Annotated in this window: 20 protein-coding genes, 1 tRNA gene and 4 pseudogenes; 18 read left to right on the forward strand and 7 right to left on the reverse strand. The window is 40.9% G+C overall.

What is annotated here, in order from left to right; all coding sequences use genetic code 11:
- Window positions 1-68: 68 nt before the first annotated feature.
- Window positions 69-230, reverse strand: a pseudogene (locus HWQ42_RS35405) (helix-turn-helix domain-containing protein); the annotation flags it as partial.
- A 359-nt stretch (window positions 231-589) separates the two neighbouring features.
- Here HWQ42_RS35405 and HWQ42_RS02285 point away from each other — a divergent pair.
- From HWQ42_RS02285 to HWQ42_RS02305, 5 genes and pseudogenes are all read left to right on the forward strand, one after another.
- Complete coding sequence (locus tag HWQ42_RS02285; RefSeq protein WP_334813424.1) at window positions 590-727, forward strand: hypothetical protein; 138 nt, start codon at window positions 590-592, stop codon at window positions 725-727.
- A 290-nt stretch (window positions 728-1,017) separates the two neighbouring features.
- Complete coding sequence (locus tag HWQ42_RS02290; RefSeq protein WP_292808952.1) at window positions 1,018-2,385, forward strand: hypothetical protein; 1,368 nt, start codon at window positions 1,018-1,020, stop codon at window positions 2,383-2,385.
- A 48-nt stretch (window positions 2,386-2,433) separates the two neighbouring features.
- Window positions 2,434-2,754 (forward strand): annotated as a pseudogene (locus tag HWQ42_RS02295) (IS4 family transposase); the annotation flags it as partial.
- A 589-nt stretch (window positions 2,755-3,343) separates the two neighbouring features.
- Window positions 3,344-3,901, forward strand: a complete 558-nt coding sequence (locus HWQ42_RS02300; protein ID WP_292808953.1) for a hypothetical protein — start codon at window positions 3,344-3,346, stop codon at window positions 3,899-3,901.
- A gap of 44 nt (window positions 3,902-3,945) precedes the next feature.
- Window positions 3,946-4,188, forward strand: coding sequence for a hypothetical protein (locus HWQ42_RS02305; RefSeq protein ID WP_292732519.1), 243 nt, complete (start codon window positions 3,946-3,948; stop codon window positions 4,186-4,188).
- A gap of 488 nt (window positions 4,189-4,676) precedes the next feature.
- On the opposite strand, the gene HWQ42_RS02310 is transcribed toward HWQ42_RS02305, so the two are convergent.
- Window positions 4,677-5,375, reverse strand: coding sequence for a peptidoglycan-binding domain-containing protein (locus HWQ42_RS02310; protein WP_292808954.1), 699 nt, complete (start codon window positions 5,373-5,375; stop codon window positions 4,677-4,679).
- A 542-nt stretch (window positions 5,376-5,917) separates the two neighbouring features.
- On the opposite strand from HWQ42_RS02310, the pseudogene HWQ42_RS02315 reads away from it, so the two are divergent.
- A pseudogene (locus HWQ42_RS02315) lies at window positions 5,918-6,283 on the forward strand (transposase).
- A 318-nt stretch (window positions 6,284-6,601) separates the two neighbouring features.
- Here the strand turns inward: HWQ42_RS02315 and HWQ42_RS02320 are convergent.
- Window positions 6,602-6,674: transfer RNA gene (locus HWQ42_RS02320), tRNA-Arg, on the reverse strand.
- 357 nt (window positions 6,675-7,031) lie between these two features.
- Between HWQ42_RS02320 and HWQ42_RS02325 the strand changes: the two genes are divergently transcribed.
- From HWQ42_RS02325 to cutA, 4 genes are all read left to right on the forward strand, one after another.
- Window positions 7,032-7,691, forward strand: a complete 660-nt coding sequence (locus HWQ42_RS02325; protein ID WP_292732522.1) for an Npun_F0813 family protein — start codon at window positions 7,032-7,034, stop codon at window positions 7,689-7,691.
- Window positions 7,692-7,831: 140 nt separating this feature from the next.
- Window positions 7,832-8,683, forward strand: a complete 852-nt coding sequence (locus HWQ42_RS02330; RefSeq protein WP_104908316.1) for a hypothetical protein — start codon at window positions 7,832-7,834, stop codon at window positions 8,681-8,683.
- Between the two features lie 21 nt (window positions 8,684-8,704).
- Entirely contained in the window at window positions 8,705-9,706 is a 1,002-nt protein-coding gene (locus HWQ42_RS02335) for a transposase (protein WP_292808955.1), read from the forward strand.
- 5 nt (window positions 9,707-9,711) lie between these two features.
- The gene (cutA, locus tag HWQ42_RS02340; protein WP_292732528.1) at window positions 9,712-10,044 is read left to right on the forward strand and encodes a divalent-cation tolerance protein CutA; all 333 of its coding nucleotides are present in this window, start codon (window positions 9,712-9,714) and stop codon (window positions 10,042-10,044) included.
- Between the two features lie 178 nt (window positions 10,045-10,222).
- Here cutA and HWQ42_RS02345 read toward each other — a convergent pair.
- Window positions 10,223-11,165, reverse strand: a pseudogene (locus HWQ42_RS02345) (ADP-ribosylglycohydrolase family protein).
- A gap of 90 nt (window positions 11,166-11,255) precedes the next feature.
- Window positions 11,256-12,197, reverse strand: a complete 942-nt coding sequence (locus HWQ42_RS02350; protein WP_292808956.1) for an ADP-ribosylglycohydrolase family protein — start codon at window positions 12,195-12,197, stop codon at window positions 11,256-11,258.
- Between the two features lie 383 nt (window positions 12,198-12,580).
- On the opposite strand from HWQ42_RS02350, the gene HWQ42_RS02355 reads away from it, so the two are divergent.
- The 6 genes from HWQ42_RS02355 to HWQ42_RS02375 all read left to right on the forward strand — a co-directional run bounded on the left by HWQ42_RS02355 (window position 12,581) and on the right by HWQ42_RS02375 (window position 19,731).
- Window positions 12,581-13,120 (forward strand): hypothetical protein, encoded by a 540-nt coding sequence (locus tag HWQ42_RS02355; RefSeq protein ID WP_292808957.1) that lies wholly within the window; start codon window positions 12,581-12,583, stop codon window positions 13,118-13,120.
- A 239-nt stretch (window positions 13,121-13,359) separates the two neighbouring features.
- Window positions 13,360-15,276: a sulfite reductase, ferredoxin dependent gene (sir, locus tag HWQ42_RS02360; protein ID WP_292808958.1), complete on the forward strand. Its 1,917-nt coding sequence runs from the start codon at window positions 13,360-13,362 to the stop codon at window positions 15,274-15,276.
- Between the two features lie 88 nt (window positions 15,277-15,364).
- The gene (locus tag HWQ42_RS02365; protein WP_292808973.1) at window positions 15,365-16,147 is read left to right on the forward strand and encodes a 16S rRNA (uracil(1498)-N(3))-methyltransferase; all 783 of its coding nucleotides are present in this window, start codon (window positions 15,365-15,367) and stop codon (window positions 16,145-16,147) included.
- 68 nt (window positions 16,148-16,215) lie between these two features.
- Window positions 16,216-17,280 (forward strand): tetratricopeptide repeat protein, encoded by a 1,065-nt coding sequence (locus HWQ42_RS02370; protein WP_292808959.1) that lies wholly within the window; start codon window positions 16,216-16,218, stop codon window positions 17,278-17,280.
- A gap of 107 nt (window positions 17,281-17,387) precedes the next feature.
- On the forward strand, window positions 17,388-17,672 hold the full coding sequence (locus HWQ42_RS35410; protein WP_334813420.1) for a VIT domain-containing protein: 285 nt from the start codon (window positions 17,388-17,390) through the stop codon (window positions 17,670-17,672).
- A complete protein-coding gene (locus HWQ42_RS02375) occupies window positions 17,629-19,731 on the forward strand; it encodes an after-VIT domain-containing protein (RefSeq protein WP_334813417.1) in 2,103 nt (700 codons plus the stop codon). Before HWQ42_RS35410 ends, HWQ42_RS02375 begins: the two co-directional genes overlap by 44 nt.
- Before the next feature lie 34 nt (window positions 19,732-19,765).
- Here HWQ42_RS02375 and HWQ42_RS02380 read toward each other — a convergent pair whose 3' ends face one another.
- Entirely contained in the window at window positions 19,766-20,329 is a 564-nt protein-coding gene (locus HWQ42_RS02380; RefSeq protein ID WP_292808960.1) for a hypothetical protein, read from the reverse strand.
- A gap of 534 nt (window positions 20,330-20,863) precedes the next feature.
- Between HWQ42_RS02380 and HWQ42_RS02385 the strand changes: the two genes are divergently transcribed.
- The gene (locus tag HWQ42_RS02385; RefSeq protein ID WP_292808961.1) at window positions 20,864-21,499 is read left to right on the forward strand and encodes a triacylglycerol lipase; all 636 of its coding nucleotides are present in this window, start codon (window positions 20,864-20,866) and stop codon (window positions 21,497-21,499) included.
- 49 nt (window positions 21,500-21,548) lie between these two features.
- Here the strand turns inward: HWQ42_RS02385 and HWQ42_RS02390 are convergent, their stop codons facing one another.
- Entirely contained in the window at window positions 21,549-21,980 is a 432-nt protein-coding gene (locus HWQ42_RS02390; protein ID WP_292808962.1) for a VOC family protein, read from the reverse strand.
- Window positions 21,981-22,399: 419 nt separating this feature from the next.
- Between HWQ42_RS02390 and HWQ42_RS02395 the strand changes: the two genes are divergently transcribed.
- Window positions 22,400-23,206, forward strand: a complete 807-nt coding sequence (locus HWQ42_RS02395; protein WP_292808963.1) for a TIGR00297 family protein — start codon at window positions 22,400-22,402, stop codon at window positions 23,204-23,206.
- Window positions 23,207-23,347: the final 141 nt, after the last annotated feature.

The raw sequence follows: 23,347 nt of genomic DNA on the forward strand, positions 1-23,347 counted from the left end.
GTAACCGTGCTATTACGGTACTTTTCAATTTCAATATATATAAATATCAGTATTATTACGGTAAGTGTTTAAGAAACTTGTCTTCCTCCTTGCACTTCGGTTTTCCCCCTGGAAGAAAGTTTTCCCCAAAGCCCTTGTATACCAAGCTTTTCCCATTTATGCAAAACTTCTCTCACTGTTTGCGGAGTCCAGTTAAAATGGGTAGCTATTTTTTCAACGTACCAGCCATGTGCATTTAACCTTCATGCAGAAATTCTAGTTCGATGTCAAAAATGCTATAGCGTAGATATAGAAATAGTTTCCAGACTATCTTGCCCCTGGTGACAGCTTCGCTAGATAATAATTCGCGGGTAGGCAAGTTTTTGACCGTCTAATTTAATTAAAGTAGATGCCCGAAATCGAGCCAATGAAGTATTGAAATATTTTGCTGTTAAACATGTAATTTTTCCGACTGCTTATAGGATTCTCCACAATAAGGGCTGAATTTAAATTTGAGCGATATGATTAGTTCATTAAGGGTGTAAGCGAATTAGAAGGAATTCGTTTCTACGACTTGAGACATACCTTTGGCACGGAAAGGGTCGGTTTGATGGGTATCGACGAACTACGGGCGTTGATGGGACATGAGACGATTCAAATGACTTTGCGATATTCAAAAGTGACTTCTCGGCGTGCGAAAAAAGTAGCACAACGAGCCTTTGAGAAAATCCCAAATTATGGGCAGTAAGTAAATATCAGTTTTGGCTAAAAGTAATACTGTTCTACTATTAATAGCAATATTAATTTTCCTTTTTCAGAGAATTAGTATTTCTCTTGAACTGTCAACTGAAGGAGCAGCGCCAGAAAATAAAAAATGATTTTCAGCAATGTCTCGAATCTAAGCTTCATAACGGTTTTAGCGTTTGCATTAATTTCTTAGCATACAATTTTCCCGTTTTGGCACAGTCCTGCCAAACCCTTTAAGTTAAAATTTAAGCAACAGCTAGGCTGAAAAAACTAAATGTTACAAAGTAAAATATGTTATTTAAATTTACATCTAATGTTGAAGCTGGTATCAAATCTGGTAAGTATGTAGAAGTATTTAGTAATGGAATCTCTATCGGCATAGTATGCGATAGTGCAACAGGACAGTTTGTTGGTTATGCAGTTAGTGCGCTAGTCAATAATAATCTTGTATCACCGCTTATTACACCCGTTCAGTTCCTAATGAAAGGAGCAAACATGGTGCAAACCTATATAGATATAGATTTCCAAAAAAACTATCAGCAGAATGATTTTATACGAACTGGTTTGCAATCACTTCAAACAAACCTGGGAGTGCTACAAGCAACCACAGCTTTAATTGGGGTAGGAACGGTAGCAACTGTCGCGCTAAAAGCTGTAAACCTGCACCAGGTACTCAAATTTAGAAGAGAAGTCCAGCAAATGCGACTTGAAGTTAAAAATGGCTTTATTAATTTGAGTCAAGCTGTCAAAGATCAAGAAGCTGAAATCCGGCAAATTGTAGAGCAAATAGTCCAAGATGTTAATTTTGAACAGCATCGCCTAGTTTTAGTACGAGCGTATACACTGTTTGTCCAAGCTATTAACCGCTTACAGTCGGTAATACAATTAAAAGATTTTACTTCGAGAAATGATGAAATCGTTGATGTACGAAAAATGCTGTTGAAGGCATTAGCAGATTACACCAATCCTCACCTACTGGAAGAGATATCTGCATTGGGACAGATCCGCAGATTTGAATGCGCTTGGGCAATTGAACAAGCAATTGTTATTACATATCAAGTGCAGAATGAGATGTCTGCTGTCAGCGAATGCCTTTGGCATCTCCGCGATAAAATCAGCGAACACTCCTGTATTGTAATTGGACATTGCGAGTCATACGACGATCTGGATTTTCTCTTTCCTGAAATTAGCCGTATTCGCAACCATGACTTCGCTATTCTGGAAATATGGCAGGCACGGGTTGATTGGATGCGCTCACTTTCAAAAGCTGAAATCAAACTTTTAGTTAGCAGCGATTTTAACACTTTAGAACCTGCCCATACCCTAGATGTCAACTTAGCTACCGAATTGTTAACAGTTCCTCCGGAACAACTAGCGTACGAATATTTAACTGAAAAAGCTCATTTTTACTCCCTGCGTGACCAGTTGATGTTTATGTTCAAGCCTTATTTGCGTTGTGACTACGAAGTTTATATTAAGCAACAAGCTAGTGTTGCAGGGTACAAAACATTAGCTTCAAACAACTTACAAAAAGTCTCTGACCTAGCGGTTACAAATCTCTATTACTACTTTAAGGTTAGAGATGAATCCAATATCGAAAGAACACTAGAGGCAGTGATACCCAATCCGGTAGCACTTAGTGGTGCAGAAAAGCCTTGAAACGTAGATATAGGTAGGATTTAAAAACAGACAGAGGTGACAGGAAGTAACCCGAAAATTAATGTCGAAACTTTCTATTACCCTCTGGTAGAGCAGTTTCTCAAGGCATGGGAGGGAATTGGAATGACACTAGTTCTTGATACCAGCGTATTGTGGGATAAATATTGCCTGATAGAGGTGTGTTTAATTTGGGGAGGAAGGTCAATTCCTTTAGGACAGAGCGTTTTGAAACATGGCAGCGCCACAGTCGGCTATGAGGATTATCGTCCAGTCTTGGAAACCACACTGCGAATGTTGCCACCAGGATGCCAAGTGAGATTATTAGCAGATCGAGGCTTTGAACACGGTGCGTTCATCCGTTGGTTACGCGACCATCGTTACTTAAAAAACGGGAGCAATTACAGACCAGAGTTGAGTTCTCTAAAGTCACTGTTTTCTCTACTTAAAACTCAAAAAAGTTTTCTGCACCACTAAGCCGGTAGCATCAGAGTAATATGATTACAAGTATCATTCTTATCAAGGTAATTTTGAATATTTTAACTTATTGACAAAAAGCACTTTATCTTAAAATATCACAGATGGATATGGAGACTGTGCCAATAATGTTAGATGAGGTCGGGGTTTTTGCTCTGGCTTGAGGGGCTTGTAAAGTAGTCAGAGTAAAGAATATAGGAATTTACTTAATATAACTTTACAACGTGCCCCATTTTGCACGTATCTCGGCTGAACCCCTTATACACTTAGCCAAAGCCGACTATCGACTTGCTTCTTAAGATTTACTTTATAAATCACCTCTTAAAGATACCTCCGTAATTGTATTGTTAGTCTCCTGTACTCTCTTGATAAATACCGTAAAAAAACGGTTGCCATGATTAGAGTTTGTGAGCTAAACTAATTTGCCTTTATAATAAATAGTTTAAAGCTCACTGGAAATAGTAATGAAAATAGGTCTTTATCATTGCAGCAAGAAGATTTACTGTGCCACAAACCGATGAAAGTATCTCAACAAGCATTGGAAAAGAGCTTTTTGGCTTTTCCTGCACAGTTAGAGATTGTACCAAAGCCCATGAACAAATCCCCATTGAAAAATAGCCTTGCAAGCATTGGTGCAATGGTTGCCGCAGTAAGTATTGGATATTTTGGAGTTCAATATGTTGGGAGAAACACTATGATTGGTATGAGTGGAGGAATGATTTTAAGTGCAGTGACGTATTTAACTGAGAAATGGTTGTTATCCCAACAATCATCATCAAAAACGCCAGTTGTAATTGAACTTCAAGCCAAGTCTATACATCTAAAGAAAAAGGTAAAAAAGGAGTATTATACCCCAACAAATCAAAACGACGCTACACTGAACTGTCATCCTATTGTAGAAGATTCAAGATTAATTATATCTAGAGTAAATCTCACAAAAGCTGCAAGCATATCTCAATCTAATGGCTACTGCCGTAGACGCCTATTACTATGCCATAAAGCTAAAGTAGAAAGTTCCACAAAAACTCCTCCAAAAATCTAGATTTTTAAAAGTTGAAGTGAGTCAAAAATCATACAAGTTATCTTATGAATCTAGAAGAAGAAATGCTAGCAAAGTGGCGTTTTCTTCCAGCAGATAAACAGGAAGAAGTGTTAGATTTTGTCGAGTTCCTTTACTCAAAAAATTCTGCAAATAAAATTTCCTTGGAAGAACGTTTGCGCCAAATCCGTACTAGGATTCTTGATTCCGGTAAAAATTTCTTAGATGAAAATCAAATAAGAAAGCAGTCTGTTAATCAGGAAAATGGACTACATGATAAAGAAGAATGAAAATTACTTATAAAAGATTGAACTCAGTAATATTACTGAATTGCGCGATGCCTTCTCTACGAGACGCTCCGCGAACGGCGGGCGCAGCCATCGGGTGTGCGTTGAGGAACTGTTGTCCCTTCTCGCAACTCAAAAAGCGTCAAATCTTTCAAATCTGTTAATGCAACTGTTTATCCTCATATTCCCCCGATTTTAATCCAATTGAATTATGGTGGTAACAACTTAAATCTTTTTTACGCAGTTTTGCTCCAACTACAACATAAATGGTTGATAAACTAATCTCAGTTGCACTTGACTTAATAAATCCTCAACATTTAAGAAACTGGTTTGCTAGTTGCTGCTACTGTACCTCATAACAGCCGTAAATGCTGTATCTTAATATTTAATTGTATGTAACCAATTACTTAGTATCCAAAGCGCAGAAGCAAATTTGTGATAACAGCAAATATGCAATACAGAACTCCAAAGACTCCAGTAGCTTCTCTTTACTATAAGGTCAATGCACGCCAGGTTCGTTGACCAACCATTCCATCCACTCTTAAATTTTGCTGATTTTGAAAAGCCATAACAGCAGTTTCTGTCAATGGCCCAAAATCTCCATCAACTCCAATAGGATAGCCATTAGAGACTAACAACCGTTGCAATACTATAACGGCAATACCAGAACTACTAAATTCGAGAGTTGGTAGAGATTTACTATTAAATTTTTCTGATCCTCCTAAAGCTTTTGCACAGTCTTTGCTTAAAGACTGGGCATACTTGTTGGACTGGACTAAGCCAGAATAATCTAAAGAATGGTTTTTTCGTCTGAATTTCTGAAGTAAAGTTTCCTTATTTGCACGATCTTTTTTTAAGGATGGGGCATACTTGTTGGACTGGACTAAACCAGAATAATCTAAAGAATGTTTCTTTCGTCTGAATTTCTGAAGTAGATTTTCCTTTTTTCGTAGTAGCATTGATAGATCAGTTTGGACACTTCGATCTGTATGCAAGAACTCAAGTGGTATAGCTTGACTATTTGGAGATAACTGACTTTGTATTGAATGGTCTACTCCATTTCCTATCTTAAATGGTTGCTGTTGCAACAAATCGACCGGATATAATGGTTTTGTTGTTAATACGCCTGTCATTAGTAAACCAACTTCAGCCAAATATTCAACGAAAGTAGCAGCAACTAAGTTTTTCATAGGAGTAATCTTTATTTAATCTTCTAAACTAGGATTTACGCACTGTACAAATGAATCATCTTGTATATTAACGTAAATAGGTTGTTTCAGGCTTTTACAAAGCATCCTTTGTTAATTGCGATCGCAAAAAGATAATTGAAAAATCTAGCTAAAAGCCTTGAAAGGCATATCTGTCATTTAGGCTTTTCTGTCAATGCGTAAGTCCTATAAACTATCTTCGGCTTACATTAATATACAAGGTTGCTTGTACCTGAAGGTACTCTCGAAAAATTTAATTGTCAATTGCGGAGAATATTTTTAACCTGTTGAACTATAAATTGAGGATGAACAATTTACTGTATCGCCCAAATGGATGTATTCAACTTGCTTTCCTAAAAATTTGAAAGGATAGTAGTTGTCGAGGAGTACCATTATTTCTATGACATCGTTTTTTACTCTGAAACTATGCGTAAACTGGCGAAGCCATGAATCAGATTTTTGAACACCGATACAACAGAGTCCGATGACCAAAAACTCATGGCAATTACCAAAACCACAACTACATGAGTCTGATTATTAACGACTGTGGAGAATTGCTTGCATTCAAGCTGACTCCGGCAAATGTTGATGATAGAGTGCCAGTCCCAGATATGACTAAGGATCTAATTGGTAACGCCAGTTGCTTCAAGTCGGCAGAGCCGCCCAAGGCACTGGCTCAACTATTTGGCGACCGAGGATAATCTGGTCAAAAATTATTTGAATAATTATATGAACGGGGATTACAGTTACTTACCAAATCTAAGAAGAGCATGAAAAATCGCTTGGTAAAACTGATTGATAAAATTCTTTTACGCAAACGAGCAGTCCGCCGAGTCGTCAATGACCATCTGAAAAATATGTGTCAAATAGAACACCCAAGGGCATTGTAGTGTATTTAACTTTTTGGTCAACTTGATGGCTGGTTTGGCTGCTTACACCTATCTGCCCAAAAAACCCTCAATTGACATTTACCCAAAAGATTTGCCTGCACTGCCTCCTGCCGTTTTTTAGAGCCGTCGAACTCACGTTATTTTTAGTATGATGCAGCAATAACGAACCCTCAACCGAGGTAAGCTGTAGTGTCTTTAATTTTCCAGAGTGTTCCTGTTAAAACAAGGGTTCCAAGCCATAAAAAGTGCAAACTATACGCGCAACAGCTTAATCATCATATCACTTCACGATACTTGAGGGTTCATATTGAGTTAAAACGAGCGCGGCAGGGTTCGAACCTGCGACCGATTGCTTAGAAGGCAATTGCTCTATCCACTGAGCTACGCGCCCAAAACAAAATAATGGCTCCCGAAGGAGTCACCTACACTATTATATCGTCTTCACCTACCAAGAAGCAATCAAAAATTGCAGATTTACCACTAGCAAGGCTAAGATGCTAGTCGCTAGCTAGTCAATTTACACTAAAAACGAAACAGATGGAGTATTGGTTTAGATATATTGTGTTGTCAAGGGGTTATTTGCCTGTTAACGCTAACGCCCTCTGGGTGGCTACCTTCGGGAAGTATCTGGCGATCGCTAGGCTCATTTCCACAGTATGCTAGGTAATTTCAGCCTTGGCGATGCTGCCAAATGCCATTATATATTCCATATTAAGAGTGCCCCTGTGAGGAGTTATTTGCTAGTGCCATGTTTATTCTCAAACGGCAGGATGTTGAAATATCAAGCATTCAGCACCCAAAAAAGGATCAGCAAGTGCCGATCCTCAGTTATCAAGGGCAGACTTTTCGCTTGATTAGTGTCTTCAAAGCTAGTCAAGAAGAAGAAGCTAGAGCCTTATGGAGAGAATTAACGGATAACCGGGGTAAAGCCTGTGTTTTGCTGGAGGAACCGGAACGCTTTAGCGTCTGGGGTAAAATCCGTTTAGAGCAGCTGGATAGTGATACAGGTGGTCATGGCAAAACGGCGATTTTAGTCCAAGCCAGTATTTTGCTGTTACAGGGTGTTTCTATCGACATTGAAGAGTTTTTAGGTGCTAAACAAGCTGCATTATTTGAAAAAGATATTGCGGAAGTATTAAAGCAGAAGCAATTTCCTCAAGCATCTTCCCTAGAAGCGGTTAAATACTTGGTATCTACTAATCCTTTGCCGACAGCTAAAATACCTGATTGGCAAGAAAATCATGTAGTTATCCTGTTACAAGAACTGCATCGATTAGGAAAAGCTTATTTTGGCAACGCTAATTTTACCAAACAAGTGATTTATAAGCTAGAAGATATGCCAGAAGCCGAGCGATCGCTGTTTATCGCTTGGCTAAATCAATCGCCACTGGGTAAACTATGGCAGTAGCATGGAAATGTTTTCACCAAATTCCAGCCACTGGCACTTGCTTTTGGTGTCAGATTGTGTATTACCTGGTAGACATACTGCTAGATATACAGTCCTTTAACTCAAAATACTGCCAGAGTGCATCTACATAGTCAAGCTCTATGAATAACTCTTACGAGAATTCGTTCCTTTCTAAATCAATTTTCACTACTCAGAACATTGTCTTAGCTAATATTGGCTGGGCCGTACTGGCACTGCTATACTTTTTGTTGTTTAGTGCCAAAGTTCCCGGAGCCGATGGCATAGAAAGCCGAGCCGAGTGGTATGTGATTGGCACAAATATTTTTGAAGCTTTAGCTTATTTGGGTGCCAGTATCTTATGCTTGAGGAACTGGCTGAGTCCACAAATCGTCAGTGGGCGAAATGTTTGGCTCTTAATTGGGTTAGGTATGCTTTCCTATTTCGTTGGAGGGATAATTTTCGGATATACCGAAATAGTTTTAAAAGATGAACCAGATGTGTCTGTAGGCGATATATTTTTTGTACTGACTTATCTATTACTTGGCGCAGGCATGATTTTAGCTGTGGCTTCCAGGCGAATCAATCTGGAAAAATGGCAGTGGCTAATTGTGTTAGCAATTGCAGTGTTCGGTAGTTTGTTGGCATGGTGGATTTCTATGCAGCAGGAAACACCCTCAGAACTGCTAGTCGCTATTTTGAATTGGTTTTACGTAGTTAGCGATGTGGTTTTGTTAATTATTGCTACCACTCTGCTACTAGCCTTTTGGGGGGGAAGAGTTTCCCAGTCTTGGCGAATGATTGCAGCCGCGGCCTTTTCGCTCTACATTGCAGATATGTGGTTTAAATACGCCCAAGGCCCCAATTATCAAAGTGGAGAAATATTAGAAGTGTTTTGGGTGTTTAGTGGAGTGTTATTTGGCATGGGCGCTGTCTTAGAATATGACGCATCACTAAGACGAACACGGCGTACCAGCGGACGGAAACGAGCTTAGTAAAGATTTTTGGTATCTACCGTGAGAAAATTAACAGACTCTGACAAGCAAGAAATTCTGAAGTTATATCGAGAGACTGCCGAAACAACCTCAACTTTGGCAGAACGCTATGGTGTGAGTAACTCGACAATTAGTCGCTTGCTCAAAAGCACTTTGCCAGAAGATGAGTATGAATACTTAGTCTCTTTAAAGCGGGCTGCGAGAACTCCTGAAGGCAGGGCGCAGGTAAGCTACGAGCAGTTACCACTGCTGACTCAACCGGAGCCAGAGATAGAAGCTCCACCCATCGAAAGCCAACCCTTGGAAGTGCCGAAAGTTGAGCCACTACCACGTAAGATAATTCGTGTAGAGCAGGAACTTTACTCAGAGGAAACGGCTGAGTCAATCGCTGCTAGTAGACGAGTGCGGCGACGCCCCTCGGCGACGGAGAAACCCAAACTCCGAGTCACAGAGAAATTAGAAACTCCAGAGCCAAAGCCGCCGGAAATAGTCAGCATTCCCATCCCACCGCTAAAGAACGAACATCCAGGAGCGGCTGTCATCGCGCACATGTTGGGCGAAGATTTGCTCGACGAATCAGAGGATTTGGATGATTTAGAAGATGATGATTTAGAAGATGATGACTTTGAGGAGGAAGACTTTGATGATGATGACCTGGATGAGGAAAGACCTTTAGTTACAAAAAGAAAACCAGGTGAAGCATCAGTTGAAGTTTTACCACTGTCGATAGCCAATTTGCCCAAAACTTGCTATTTGGTAATTGACCGTTCCTCAGAATTAATTACGCGACCTTTGAAGGACTTTGGTGATTTGGGACAAATTCCCAGCCTGGAAACTCAGCAAAGAACTCTGCCGGTGTTTGATAATCATCGTGTAGCCAAGCGCTTTTCTACCAAGCGCGATCGCGTGATTAAAGTTCCTGATAGTAAAATGCTCCATAAGGCTCGGACTCATTTGCAAGCTAAGGGCATCACACGACTACTGATTGATGGTCAGGTGTATTCCTTGTCTGCGACGGTTTAGAGGTCATGGAGACACCCGCTGGCTATGGTGTGGTATTGGTGACAGCTGGCAACATACAGGAGGCAGAAGCAATTGCAAATGCCCTTGTGGAAGCTAAACTCGCTGCTTGTGTGAGTCTGTTACCAATCCACTCAATTTACACCTGGCAAGGAGAACTGCATAAAGAGCAAGAATGGCAATTAGTGATTAAAACTGATTTGGCGCAATTTCCTGCAATGGAGGCCAAAATCAAGGAACTGCACTCTTATGAGGTTCCAGAAATTATTGCTTTACCAATTGTTGCCAGTTCTCAAGCCTACTTGCAGTGGGTTTCTCAGCAAGTTAAAAGTAAAGAGTGAAGAGTTAGGATTTTCATAACTCCTCACTCTTTGTATAATTTAAAATTACAAACTAGTGGTTTGTCTCATTAAATTTGAGAGATAAGAGAACGAACCGCCAAGGACGCAAAGAACGCGAAGGAAAAAAGAAGAGAAATTGAAGAATTTATCTACTCGTCAAAGTTGAATTGACAGACTACTAACTGTAAACAGCCCTTGCAAAACGCTCCGCTAAGTAAATAATGTCTTGTCTACGAGCAATTTGGTTCATCCATTGTTTGGGAATATTTTCCACGCCGTAGTAAATTCCCGCCAACCCACCAGTGACGGCGGCGGTAGTATCGGTATCTCCGCCTAAGTTGACAGCTTTCAGTACTGCCTCAGAATAAGACGAGCTATTTAACAAACACCACAGGGATGACTCTAAGGTATCAATCACATAGCCACCAGAATTAATCTCTTCAACTGGTAACTTGGCAATCTCACCACTAAAAATTCTGCCAAAATGCGGCTTTTCTAACAAAAACTCTCGGACAGAATAAATTGTTTGGATATCTTGCAATCCTTGTAGATAAGCTGTTTGGGGGTCAGCCCCTTCTAGGAGCGCCACTGCAATACTAATATAAATTCCACAGGACATTTGAGAACGGAGATGAGCATGGGTAATGGAAGAAACTTGATGTATCCGTGCAATCAATTCATCCAGAGTTAAACTTTTGTGACAATAAGCCATCGGCAAGATTCTCATCAACGAACCATTGCCATTACTATTTTCACTAGTACCACCTGCTTTCAGGGGTGGAGTTCCTTGTTTCCAGTTCACAATTGCTAAAAATGTGGTGTTACCGATATCAAATACTTCGCCTTGAGCAGTCCAGTAACTTTCGTGATACCAGCGCCAGAAGGATATTAGCAATCGCATCCAGTGAAAATCCCTCACAAAGACATTCTGCCAAACAAAAGGTCAGCGAGCTGTCATCTGACCACGTACCAGCAGGAACATCCCAAGTTCCATAACCCAGCATCGATGTGACTGGAGATTTTACTCGTTCAGCGCGACTGGTGAACTCCACTGGCACACCCAACGCATCACCAATACATAAACCCATCAAACCAGACAACGTTTTTGCAGCGGTTAGCATTGTTCAACCAGCATGAAACTTTTCTACAACTGATTTTACTTGCGAAAAGCCACCGATCAAACGCTTGGGATGATAATTTCTAATTCCAAACTAGCTGTAAACAGCCCTTGCAAAACGCTCTGCCAAGTAAATAATGTCTTGTCTACGAGCAATTTGGTTCATCCATTGTTTAGGAATATTTTCCACGCCGTAGTAAATTCCCGCTAACCCACCGGTGACGGCGGCAGTAGTATCGGTATCTCCGCCTAAGTTGACAGCTTTCAGTACCGCTTCAGAATAAGACGAGCTATTTAATAAACACCATAAGGATGATTCTAAGGTATCAATCACATAGCCACCAGAATTAATCTCTTCTACTGGTATCTTGGCAATCTCACCACTGAAAACTCTGCCAAAATGCGGCTTTTCTAACAAAAATTCCCGCACAGAATAAATTGTTTGAATATCTTGCAATCCTTGTAAATAAGCTGTTTGCGGGTCAGCCCCTTCTAAGAGCGCCACTGCAATACTAATATAAATTCCACAGGCCATTTGCGATCGCGCATGAGCATGAGTAATCGCCGAAACATCATGCACCCGCGCCAGCAATTCGCCTAAAGTTAAGTTTCTGTGACAATAAGCCATCGGCAAGATTCTCATCAAAGAACCATTGCCATTACTATTTTCAACCTTACCACCCGCCTGATGGGGAACAACTCCCTGTTTCAGGCGCATAATTGCTGTGTGGGTAGTTTGACCAATATCAAAGACATCACCACGAGGAGTCCAGTAAGCCTCCTTGTACCAACGCCAGAAGGAATTAGCTATAGCCTCCAACGAATACCCTCTACAAAGGCATTCTGCCAAGCAAAAGCTTAAGGAACTATCATCTGACCAAGTTCCTGGGGGTTGATTCCATGTGCCATAACCCAACATCGTTGTCACTGGAGATTTTACTCGTTCAGCGCGGCTAGTAAACTCTACTGGCACACCCAACGCATCACCGACACATAAACCCATCAAACCAGACAACGTTTTTGCAGCGGTTAGCATTATTCAATCTCCACAATAATTGCTCAAAATTAACTTTATAGATTCCCTCTATAGCTTGTTGCAACAGATGCTACAGCCTACTTTTTCATGAGTTGTGAAAAGCTCGGCAAAAATTATTAATCGGGTATTTTATTTACCATATCCCGATTAAGTTTTAGTTCCAATTATTGTGACAGTTTTAAAAGCGTCTATCAGGGGAACAAAGAGCCAGAAGGAAAAGACATTGAAATGTAATTATAACAGCTTCAATGGGTAATTTTCCTGTAAGCTCCATGCATTAATAACAACAGATATTGAATAAAAATTGGGAATAATTTGGAACATTATCACTTTATTTTCGACCTAGAATATACAAGTAAAAAATACAAAATTTGGTCAAAATTATGAAACGCTTACTCAAGTCTTTCGTGACAATTTCTGCATTGTCTTCCTTAATAGTTGCTCCTTTTGTTCTATCAGCTAGTCAAGCTTCTGCTGAAACCAAAAAGGGTACTGATGCTAGTTATGTTGGTGCTGGTGTTGCAGCTGGCGTTACCAGTGGCGGACAAGGCATTAATGATGATGCCACTTTTGGTGGTAATGTCACAGGGCGTGTGAAATTAGGAACTACGCCGTTTTCTGCACGCGGTAATGTTCTTTGGAGTGATAAAACAAGTGCCATCATCCCAGAACTTTCTGTAGATGTGCCTATCGCTAATAGAACTAACGCCTATTTAACTGGTGGTTATTCTTTTGTAGAGAAAGATGGCTCACCAACTCCTATAGGTAACAGAGATTCGGTAGTGGTAGGTGCTGGCGTTGAATCGGAAGTTGCTAACAATTTCCTCGTCTACACTAATGCCAAAGTAGGACTTGGTGCTTACCAAAATAGTGATGCTTCTGCTGTTAGCATCAATGGTGGTATTGGTTATCGCTTCAAATAAAAGATTATTGAGTCCTCAGTCAGTTTATACTTTACTTAGTACTCAGGACTCAGCACTAAAAACTCACTACTCCCAAAAGCTGGTTTTGCTAAGTATTACATCACTGACAAAGCCAGCTTTTGCCGTGGTAAAATTAAAACATTCCTCATTATTCCGGCCGGATTACCGGGGATCAAGTAGCCGAAGGGTGCTGTTTCGGCGTCTACGTAATGCTTTATTGAGAATACTATACAAGTCTAATGGTTAAATCTGCTCCTTCCCCAATCGCTAGCCGTAAGCCTTCCAAAGTAGAAGGAATCAAGGAAAATAGTAATTTTTTGCGTGAACCTGTAGCAACTGAGATCCTTCAAGACACTACCCATTTTACTGAAAATGCGGTGCAGCTTTTGAAATTTCATGGTTCTTACCAACAGGATAACCGCGATAACCGCACCAAGGGACAGGAAAAAGATTACCAGTTTATGCTGCGGACAAAAAATCCGGGTGGTTTAGTACCGCCACAGCTATATCTGGCTTTAGATAAAATAGCTGATGAGTATGGCAACCACACGTTACGAGCAACTACCCGTCAAGGTTTCCAACTGCACGGTATTTTAAAGAAGAATTTGAAACCAGCGATCGCTACCATTGTCAAGAATCTGGGTTCGACTTTGGGAGCTTGCGGCGACATCAACCGCAACGTGATGGCACCACCAGCCCCTTTTAAAAATCGCCCAGAGTATCAGTATGCTTGGGAGTATGCCCAAAATATTGCTGATTTGTTGTCAGCACAGACGGGTGCTTATTATGAAATTTGGTTAGATGGAGAAAAAGCAATTAGTGCTGAAGAGAACCCAGAGGTAAAAGCAGCACGACAGCGCAACGGGAATGGCACAATCATCCATGACAACGAAGAACCGATTTATGGCACTCACTATATGCCCCGCAAGTTCAAAATTTGCGTGACAGTGCCAGGGGATAATTCGGTGGATTTGTATTCCCAAGACCTGACTTTGGTAGTAATTACCAATAAAAAGAAACAACTGGAAGGATTTAATATTTTTGCTGGTGGTGGTTTAGGTAGAACACATGGTAAAGAAGAAACTTTCGCTAGGTTAGCTGACCCCATTGGTTATGTGGCGAAAGATGATGTCTACGACATAGTGAAAGCGATTGTTGCTACCCAGAGAGATTATGGCGATCGCACCGATCGTCGTCATGCCAGATTAAAATATCTAATCAACGATTGGGGTTTAGATAAATTCCGCACTCAAGTTGAAGAATATTTCGGTAAATCAATCGAAGCCTTCAAACCACTGCCAGAGTTTAAATATTACGACTTCCTCGGCTGGAATGAACAAGGTGATGGCAAGCTATTCTTAGGAATTTCTATTGACAATGGTCGAGTCAAGGATGAAGGTTCGTTTCAACTGAAAACCGCTTTGCGGGAAATTGTTGAACAGTTCAACTTACACATCCGTCTGACAGCCAACCACAACCTGATTTTTTACGATATCGAACCAGATAGCAAAGAAGCTATTCAAGACATTCTCAGCCGTCACGGTGTCGGAGACGACCCTAGTAAAATCGAACCTTTAGTGCGGTATGCAATGGCTTGTCCGGCTTTACCCACTTGTGGCTTGGCAATCACGGAATCAGAACGCGCAATACCGGGTATTTTGGAGCGGATTCGCGCTCTGTTGAATAAACTAGGTTTACAAAAAGAACATTTTGTGGTAAGGATGACAGGATGCCCCAATGGCTGCGCTCGTCCTTACTTGGCAGAATTGGCTTTTGTCGGTAGCGCTCCAGAATCTTACCAGCTATGGTTAGGGGGTTCGCCAAATCAGACTCGACTGGCACAACCTTACATAGAAAAGCTGCACCATAATGACTTGGAAAGCTTCTTAGAGCCGATTTTTGTTTACTTTAAGAAATCTCGGAAATCAAAGGAAAGCTTTGGTGATTTTTGCGATCGCGTTGGTTTTGATGCCATCCGCGAATTTGCTGCTAGCTACGAACGGCAAACAGCTAATGGTGCAAACAAATCGCGCCATCGGGTGAATTTGAAAGAAGAGGTTTATAGCAAATTAAAGGAAGTAGCAGAAAGTCAAGGTAAGCCGATGACTCAGTTGGTGAGTGAAGCGCTAGAGGCTTACTTCCAAAATCTTTCGTAAGTCAAATAAATAACTGAACCATGAATGGACACAGATGGACTTATCTGTGTCCATCTTTGATTTGATATTCTTGAAATTCCCAAATCCCATGTCTCAACTGCAAAGAATTGCGATCGCACCCTCCCAACTCCAACAAGGACAAATTTTACTTACAAAAGAACAGCAGCATTATTTGGGGCGCGTGTTGCGCTTGCGTGAAGGCGATCGCTTTATTGCAATGGATGGTATGGGAAAATGGTGGTTAGCGCAGCTTGCAGGGGAACAAGCACAGATTTTAGAACCGCTTTTAGTAGAAACAGAATTACCTGTATCGATTACGCTGATGGTGGCGTTGCCCAAAGGTAATGGATTTGATGAAGTAGTGCGGTGTTGTACAGAGTTGGGAGTAGCTTGTATTGCACCAGTATTAAGCGATCGCACTTTACTTCATCCTAGTCCTCAAAAGCTCGAACGCTGGCGGCGCATCGCTGCGGAAGCCGCCGAGCAATCAGAGCGCTTGTTTGTACCAACAATTTTAGAGCCTGTTACTTTTAATACGGGTTTGTTATTAGTCACTGGTCATAGCGTTCGCGTAGCGTCTCGTAGAGAAGCCCCTATGTCATTTGCCAACAGTCAGCAATATATCTGTGAAGCACGTGGTGAGTTTCCCCATTTAAAAGATTGCTTACAGCACAAAGGACAAATGACAAATGACAAAGGACAAGAAACTATTGTCATTGCTACTGGCCCAGAGGGAGGATGGACAATACAAGAAATCGAGAATGCGATCGCATTTGGATTTCAACCTGTTTCTCTTGGTCGCCGCATCTTAAGAGCAGTTACAGCCCCAGTAGTAGCATTATCACTGATTACCGCAGCTTGTGAAGTATAAATGATTTATAGCTCACGCAAAAGGAATTTTGCATGAGACATCACTCCAGCGTCTATTTAAAGTAAGTGATGATTGAGCAAGTTGCGATCGCCTTTGAGCATAAAGACTATAAAACAGCAGCTAAATTACTCAAACAGCTGCAAAAAGAATCACCCGAAAATCCTTGGGTACAATATTATCTCGGTCGGCTCCATGAAGTATCTGAAAAGCGCCAAGATGCAGAAAAAATTTATCGGCAATTGTTGCGAGATACAAGGAACGCCAAAATAGTAACGTTCGCACGCCAAGGTTTGCGAAGGCTACAAGAAGTCGAGCTAGAAGAAAGACAAAGAGCTATTTCTCAAGCAACGGCCAAAGCAAGTGACATTGAACTTGGCTTACTAGTCTTAGAGCCACTCAGTACCGAGATGAAAACAGAAGCATCTCGAAAATTTGCTCAGATTATGCAGCTAGACCCCTACACTGCAAGGCTGGTACTGCCAAGTCGTGGTTGGAGATTATACCGCATTGGACAAGTAGGAGAACTAAAATTTTATGGCAAACAGCTACAGCAGGCTGGTATTCCTTGCTTTTGGGCAACAATAGCGCAAATTCAGCAAATTCAAGTTTATCAAGTCAAACATTTCCAAGCATCTACCCCACAAGCTACTGTTGTTTGCCGAAACGAAGTCAATCAACTTGGTTCTCTCACCTTTGACTGGTCAGAAGTCACAGCAAGAGTAGTGGGACTTTTGCCTATTTTTGAACAAGTTGTAGATGTTGATGCCCGCCGTAAACTGGAATGGAAAACTCAAACACAAGACTATGCTCAGTTTTGTGATTTACACATACCTGGTAGACGTTCCATTCTCCGACTTTATGATAACGGCTATGAATTTCAGCAAGGTTTAGAAATCATTCCTCAAGCTAGCCAAAATACAATCAGAATTAATTGGAATAGTTTATCAAGTTGGATTGACCAGCAACTTCCTCTAGTCAAAACCTGGTCAGATTTCACATCTTTTGCAGATACAACATTAGATCAAACAGAAATGTTGAGTCATATTAAGTCTCACGTTGATCTGTTTCGTAGGGAACAGACTAATTGGGATTCAGCTTTTCATTTGTATAGTGGACTGGTATTTGTTAAATAATTCGTAATTCGTAATGGGCTACGCCCCGCTGCGCTAACGTAATTCGTAATTAAGTTACTTATTACCTAGCTTAAGAAGTAAGTTTACAAATCAAATAGGAGTGTTCTATGAATACAGTAAGTCCTAAAAATCTAAAGTTAGGGGGTTTGTACGTCCAATCTCCTCAAGGAAAGCAAGTAATTTTTCCGCTCAAGCACACAGAAGTTCTAGCAAAAATTGCGGGTAATTTATCACGAGTTGAGGTTATCCAAAGCTTTGAAAACCCCTTCACACAGCCTTTAGAAGCAGTGTATATCTTTCCGTTACCCGATGAGGCAGCGGTGGATGACATGGAAATCAAAATAGGCGATGTCCTTCGGCAACCCCTCCGGTGTACGCATCATCAAAGGTAATATTAAAAAACGTGAAGAAGCTGTAGCCATCTACGAAAAGGCAAAACAAGAAGGACGCACCGCCGGACTGCTAGAACAGGAACGAGACAATATTTTCACCCAATCTCTGGCTAACATCAAACCTGGAGAACAAATTGATGTCACAATTCGTTACACCGAAAGTTTAAAATTTGAGGCGGGAAACTACGAATTTGTTTTCCCGATGGTAGTGGGGCCAAGATATATTCCAGGAACGCCGATAGAGGGTAGCGGTGATACAGACCAAGTTCCTGATGCTTCTCGCATTACACCGCCTGTAGTCTTAGAAGGAACGCGCTCACTTCACAATATTAATGTCACAGTCGAAATTGATGCGGGTTTGCCAATTTCCGAAGTGCGTTCTCCTTCCCATCAATTAAAAATTGAACACTCAGGTCAAATTGTGCGGATTCAATTAGCTGGAGAAGATACAATTCCCAACAAAGATTTAATTCTCCGCTATCAAGTTTCTGGTAAAGAAACTCAATCTACAGTCTTAACCCAAGCCGACGATCGCGGCGGACATTTTGCAATATACCTGATTCCAGCTTTAGAATATTCCACTGATGAGATTGTCCCCAAAGATGTCGTATTTTTGGTGGATACTTCTGGTTCACAATCTGGCGATCCGTTGCAAAAGTGTCAGGAATTGATGCGGCGATTTATCAATGGGTTGAATCCCAACGATACTTTCACAATTATCGATTTTTCCGATAGAGTCAGACAGTTATCGGCAACACCTCTGCCGAATACATCAGAAAATCGTGCCCAAGCGATCGCTTACATTAACAATTTACAAGCTGATGGCAGCACAGAAATGCTCAGTGGCATTCGTACAGCGATAAATTTCCCCACACCAGTCGGAAGATTACGCAGCGTTGTACTCTTAACTGATGGCTATATCGGCAACGAAAATGAGATTTTAGCAGAAGTACAACAGCACCTCCAACCAGCAAATCGCCTTTATAGTTTCGGTGCTGGTAGTTCAGTTAACCGTTTTTTACTGAATCGCATTGCCGAAATTGGCCGGGGAATATCCAGAATTATTCGTCATGATGAACCGACGGAAGAAGTTGCCGAAAAGTTTTACAGGCAAATTAACAATCCTGTACTCACAAATATTCAAATTTATTGGCAGGGTGACACAGAATCGCCTGTGATTTACCCAAAGGTAGCACCTGATTTATTTTGCGAACAACCATTAGTTTTATTTGGTCGCAAACAAGATAGAGTTAGTGGAAATCTGCAAATATCCGGCATTGCTGCGGGCGGTAAGCACTATGAAAAAACATTTAACCTCAAATTTGAGGAAACAGGAAATATTGCTGTAGCGCAGTTGTGGGGACGCGCTCGGATCAAATACTTGATGAATCAAATGGTGAGTTTTGAAACCAAAGCTGGTGTAGAGGCAGTTACAAAAACAGCCTTAACTTATCAACTGCTTTCTCAATACACCGCTTTTGTGGCTGTCAGCGATGACGTGCGAGTTGAATCAGGAAGCGAATACTTGTCTATGCAAGTCCCGGTAGAAATGCCGGAAGCAGTTAGTTACCAAGGAGTGTTTGGCAATGCTCCGGCTGGCGGTTTTGCGCCTCAAATGAAATTTTCAAAGTTATCAGCACCAGCTTTAGCAGAAGCTCCCGATTTTCTCTACAAAAGGCGATCGGCACAATCTCCTCTAGCCAAAGAAATCGAGACATCTTTGAGCTTTGATTTAGAGGAGATGGCACAAGATGAAATATTAGACGCAGCCATCAACCATCAGTTAGAGGTTATCAGCATCACTGGCTTGGATGAAACAGAAATTGCTGACCTAACCCAACACCTTCAACAACTAAACTTTCCTTCCGGCTTGAGTGGTGAAATCGTCTTTGAGTTCACCGTCAAGAAAGGTCGGGTAGAAAGAGTAGTTTTGGATGAGGAAACCTCGACCCTAAAAGATCCAGTTGTAGTGGAGAAAATTAAGCGATCGCTCTTACTTTGGAGAGTTCCCCCATCTACAACTGGCAAAGTTATCTTAACCTTGCATCTTCACGCTTAATCTATAGAGACCGTAAATTTACGGTCTCTATGAATTATTTAGGTGTTTTAATCTGACGTGCCATATCTAGATAAGCACTCATATTCGCCCCTGGACGACGACGACCATTAGAGCTAGTAGTCGAAGGAGCAAGATATTTTGGTGCAAAGGTTGTTTCAGTTGGCTCTTCTTTGAGTACTTTCGCTGCCGCCGCTTTTGCTTTTTTGCCTGGTTCAATTTTAAGACCCTCAGCAGTCTGGACTAATTGAACGTCAGCTGGTTTGGGATTTTTAGCTGATTTTTCTTTAGCCTTAGTCTTAGTAGCGGCGGTTTTTGTTCCATTTAACGAATCTGGCTTGGATGAAGTTGGTGCTTCTGATGTAATTGTCTCTGCTACTTTCTTAGCATTCGATGCAACTGTCGATGTAACTGTATCTGCTACTTTCTTCGCGCTCGATGCTACCTCTTTAGCAGCATCTTTGGCAGCATCTTTGGCTTCGTCCAATTCTAAGAAGTAGCCGTTGCTTTTCTTCTTCCCCGGTAACAATCCAGTAATAACGCCCAGAATACCGCCAAGGAAACCCTGAATACCCGAAATTAACTTTTTGATAAAATCCATTACAATTACTCCTGCCTTTTACCTTTTATATTTTGAACTCGACCGTAATTGTTAAAAATTACGACAAAATGTTACATTATCTACTTGGCGTCACCCCATCCTGGTGACAACCCTTATAGGTTTGTGCTTAATTAACATTGTAGTAAAACCACAGGGCAAATGTTCTATTGCAAGCATTTGCAACCTGCACACACCGAGAACTAATTATTAAATTTTACTGTAGCTAAGAGCAAGATTCTGAAAGCAAGCTTTACAAGAATTAACATTTCTTTGTTTGGTAAATACCCAATTGAAGTTAAACAAGCAGTTTACTCTCAACCAGTGGGAAGAGTGTCATAGCCGAATCGCAGATGGCAAGACAAATTAGTTAAATTTTATACAAATTTTCATACAAAGTATATTTCAAAGCATTTCAGTTTTGTTTGCCACAATATTTTTATAAAGAAAGAATCTGAAAAGCAATAACTTCAGTTTGTAGAGCAGTATGCACCTACAAAAGTGAAATACACCCCTTAATTCAGTTAGATTTTGTAAATGAACATTGAAATTCAACAACGCAATCCCGTTTTGTTAATACACGGCATTGACGATACAGAGGCAGTTTTCCATAAAATGAGGGCATACTTCATACAACGGGGTTGGTCTGTATATAGCCTGAATCTGGTTCCTAATAATGGTGTAGTGGGTCTTGATGAATTGGCAAAACAGGTAGCCGATTATGTTACAGCAACCTTTGCACCAGAACAACGCCTAGATTTAGTAGGCTTCAGTATGGGAGGAATTGTCAGCCGTTACTATGTTCAGCGATTAGGAGGAATTAACCGCGTGCAGCGGTTTATTACCATCTCTTCGCCCCATTATGGAACTGTGGTTGCTTATGGTTCCCAGCGTCCTGGTTGCCTACAAATGCGCCCCGATAGTATTTTTCTCAAGGATTTAAATTCTGATGCTGTAATGTTGGGGCAGCTAGATTTTACGTCTATCTGGACACCTTATGATTTAATGATTGTCCCAGCAAATAGTTCACAAATGCCCGTAGGAAGCCAAGTAATAGTACCAGTTACTCTACACCCTTGGATGCTGACAGATCCCAGGAGTTTAGCGGTAGTCACAGCAGCTTTAGCAAAGCCTATTAAGCTACCCTTGCTGAATAAAAAATCCAGTCAGTAACCAGGATGCTTGTTAGGCTTGCATTACTTGATTTTTAATTTTTAATTTTTTAATTCCTATCACCAATTTGCGTATATTCGTAACTCTCAAAAATCGCCTCTGGGTGACGATAATACTTGAACTCCATGAGATTATAAAAGGGATCTTCTAAAAAGAAAGTGCGATGCTCAAGAGGAGAACCGACAAAGCGATTTTTGGTTTCTTCACGAAAAAGTAGCTGTTGTTGTTGTGCCCTTTGTAGTAAGTCTTGCCAGTCACATTCTTGAGTAAAAATTAGCCCAAAATGTCTGGGATAGATAGTTTGTTGCGGTGTCAAAGGTTCTTTTGTGACATGAGCCACTAATTGATGACCGTAGAGATTGAGTATCAGGGCATGGTGGTTTTCACGACCAGGAATGCAGCCCAAACCATCTACATAATATGCTTTTGTTTGGGCAATGTCAGTTACAGGGAAAGCTAGATGGAATAAAGTTTGGCTCATAGCTTGTATTAAAAAGACTACTAGTTGATGCTATCTACAATTTATGCTATTAAGTTTTGATTGTGGTTAACTTGAACACAGTTTTTACTGACATTAACTTATATTCTTTATCCTTATGACTAAGATTGGGGATTTAGTAATACTTCAGCCACTATAATCTGCGGTGACGGAAAAGAGTCTACCTAACTCAAAAGAAGTTTTGCATTTTGTTTAATCCATGTTCTTTAGTCAATATTTCAGTCTTTATCTAAGACATCATTGATGGTTTGCCACTCAGCTTTCAGAGCAATGCCTACGGAATTTAGTTAATAATACAAACATATTACTTTACTTAGAGAGGTTTCAAAAATAAAGCACTAAGCATCACAAATTCGTTATTCTGTTGATATTCAGACAAAATTACTCATGATTAATTGCTGATGTCATCCTCAATTTCCTCAATTTATTCTGTAAATCCCTGGTTAGTAGCAGTAGTATTAAACACAATTTTATTGGGTGTAGCTTGGATTGCTCCGAAAAAGCTACTTACCCCTGCTGGATTATTCCACGCCTGGTTCCTGGCCATCTTAATTTGGGTAACTCTAGGCTGGCAAGGATATGCAGTAGTAATGTTCTATTTTTTGGTTGGTTCTGGCGTTACCCGCATCGGTATGGCGCAGAAGGAGGCAGAGGGAATTGCCGAAAAGCGTTCTGGGGCAAGAGGCCCAGAAAATGTTTGGGGTTCGGCTTTAACTGGGGCATTGTGTGCTTTAGGAGTAGGAATAATAAATTCGGGATTCCTCGTACCTAATCCCCAGTCGCTAATCCCCAATCCCCAGTCCCTACTATTACTAGCCTATGTAGCGAGTTTCAGTACCAAGCTAGCTGATACCACTGCCAGCGAAGTCGGTAAGGCTTATGGCAAAAGCACCTTTTTGATTACCACACTTCAACCAGTGCCTCGCGGTACAGAAGGAGCGGTAAGCTTGGAGGGAACTTTAGCCGGGATTGTGGCTTCTGTAGCGATCGCACTTGTGGGTTGGGGAGTTGGTTTAATCGATCTATTAGGAGTCGCTTGGTGTGTGCTGGCAGCATTTATTGCCACCAACGTAGAAAGTGTGATTGGCGCAACACTGCAATCTAAGTATACTTGGTTGACCAATGAAGTAGTAAATATTTTGAATACATTAATCGGTGCGATCGCATCTGTGCTACTTGCTTGGACATGGATAACTTTCAGTAACTAAACTGACGAGAATAAATAATTACAATTACTCGTTTAAGTGGGGTATTTAGTCCGTTACCAGTTCCAGATTCCCCACTCAGCACTCTTGAAAAGCATTGGTAAAAAATAACTATTTGCCTTACTACTGCGCCACCACTAATAT

It is taken from the genome of Nostoc sp. JL23 (genome assembly GCF_017115065.1).
GTDB classification, from domain to species: Bacteria; Cyanobacteriota; Cyanobacteriia; order Cyanobacteriales; family Nostocaceae; genus Nostoc; species Nostoc punctiforme_A.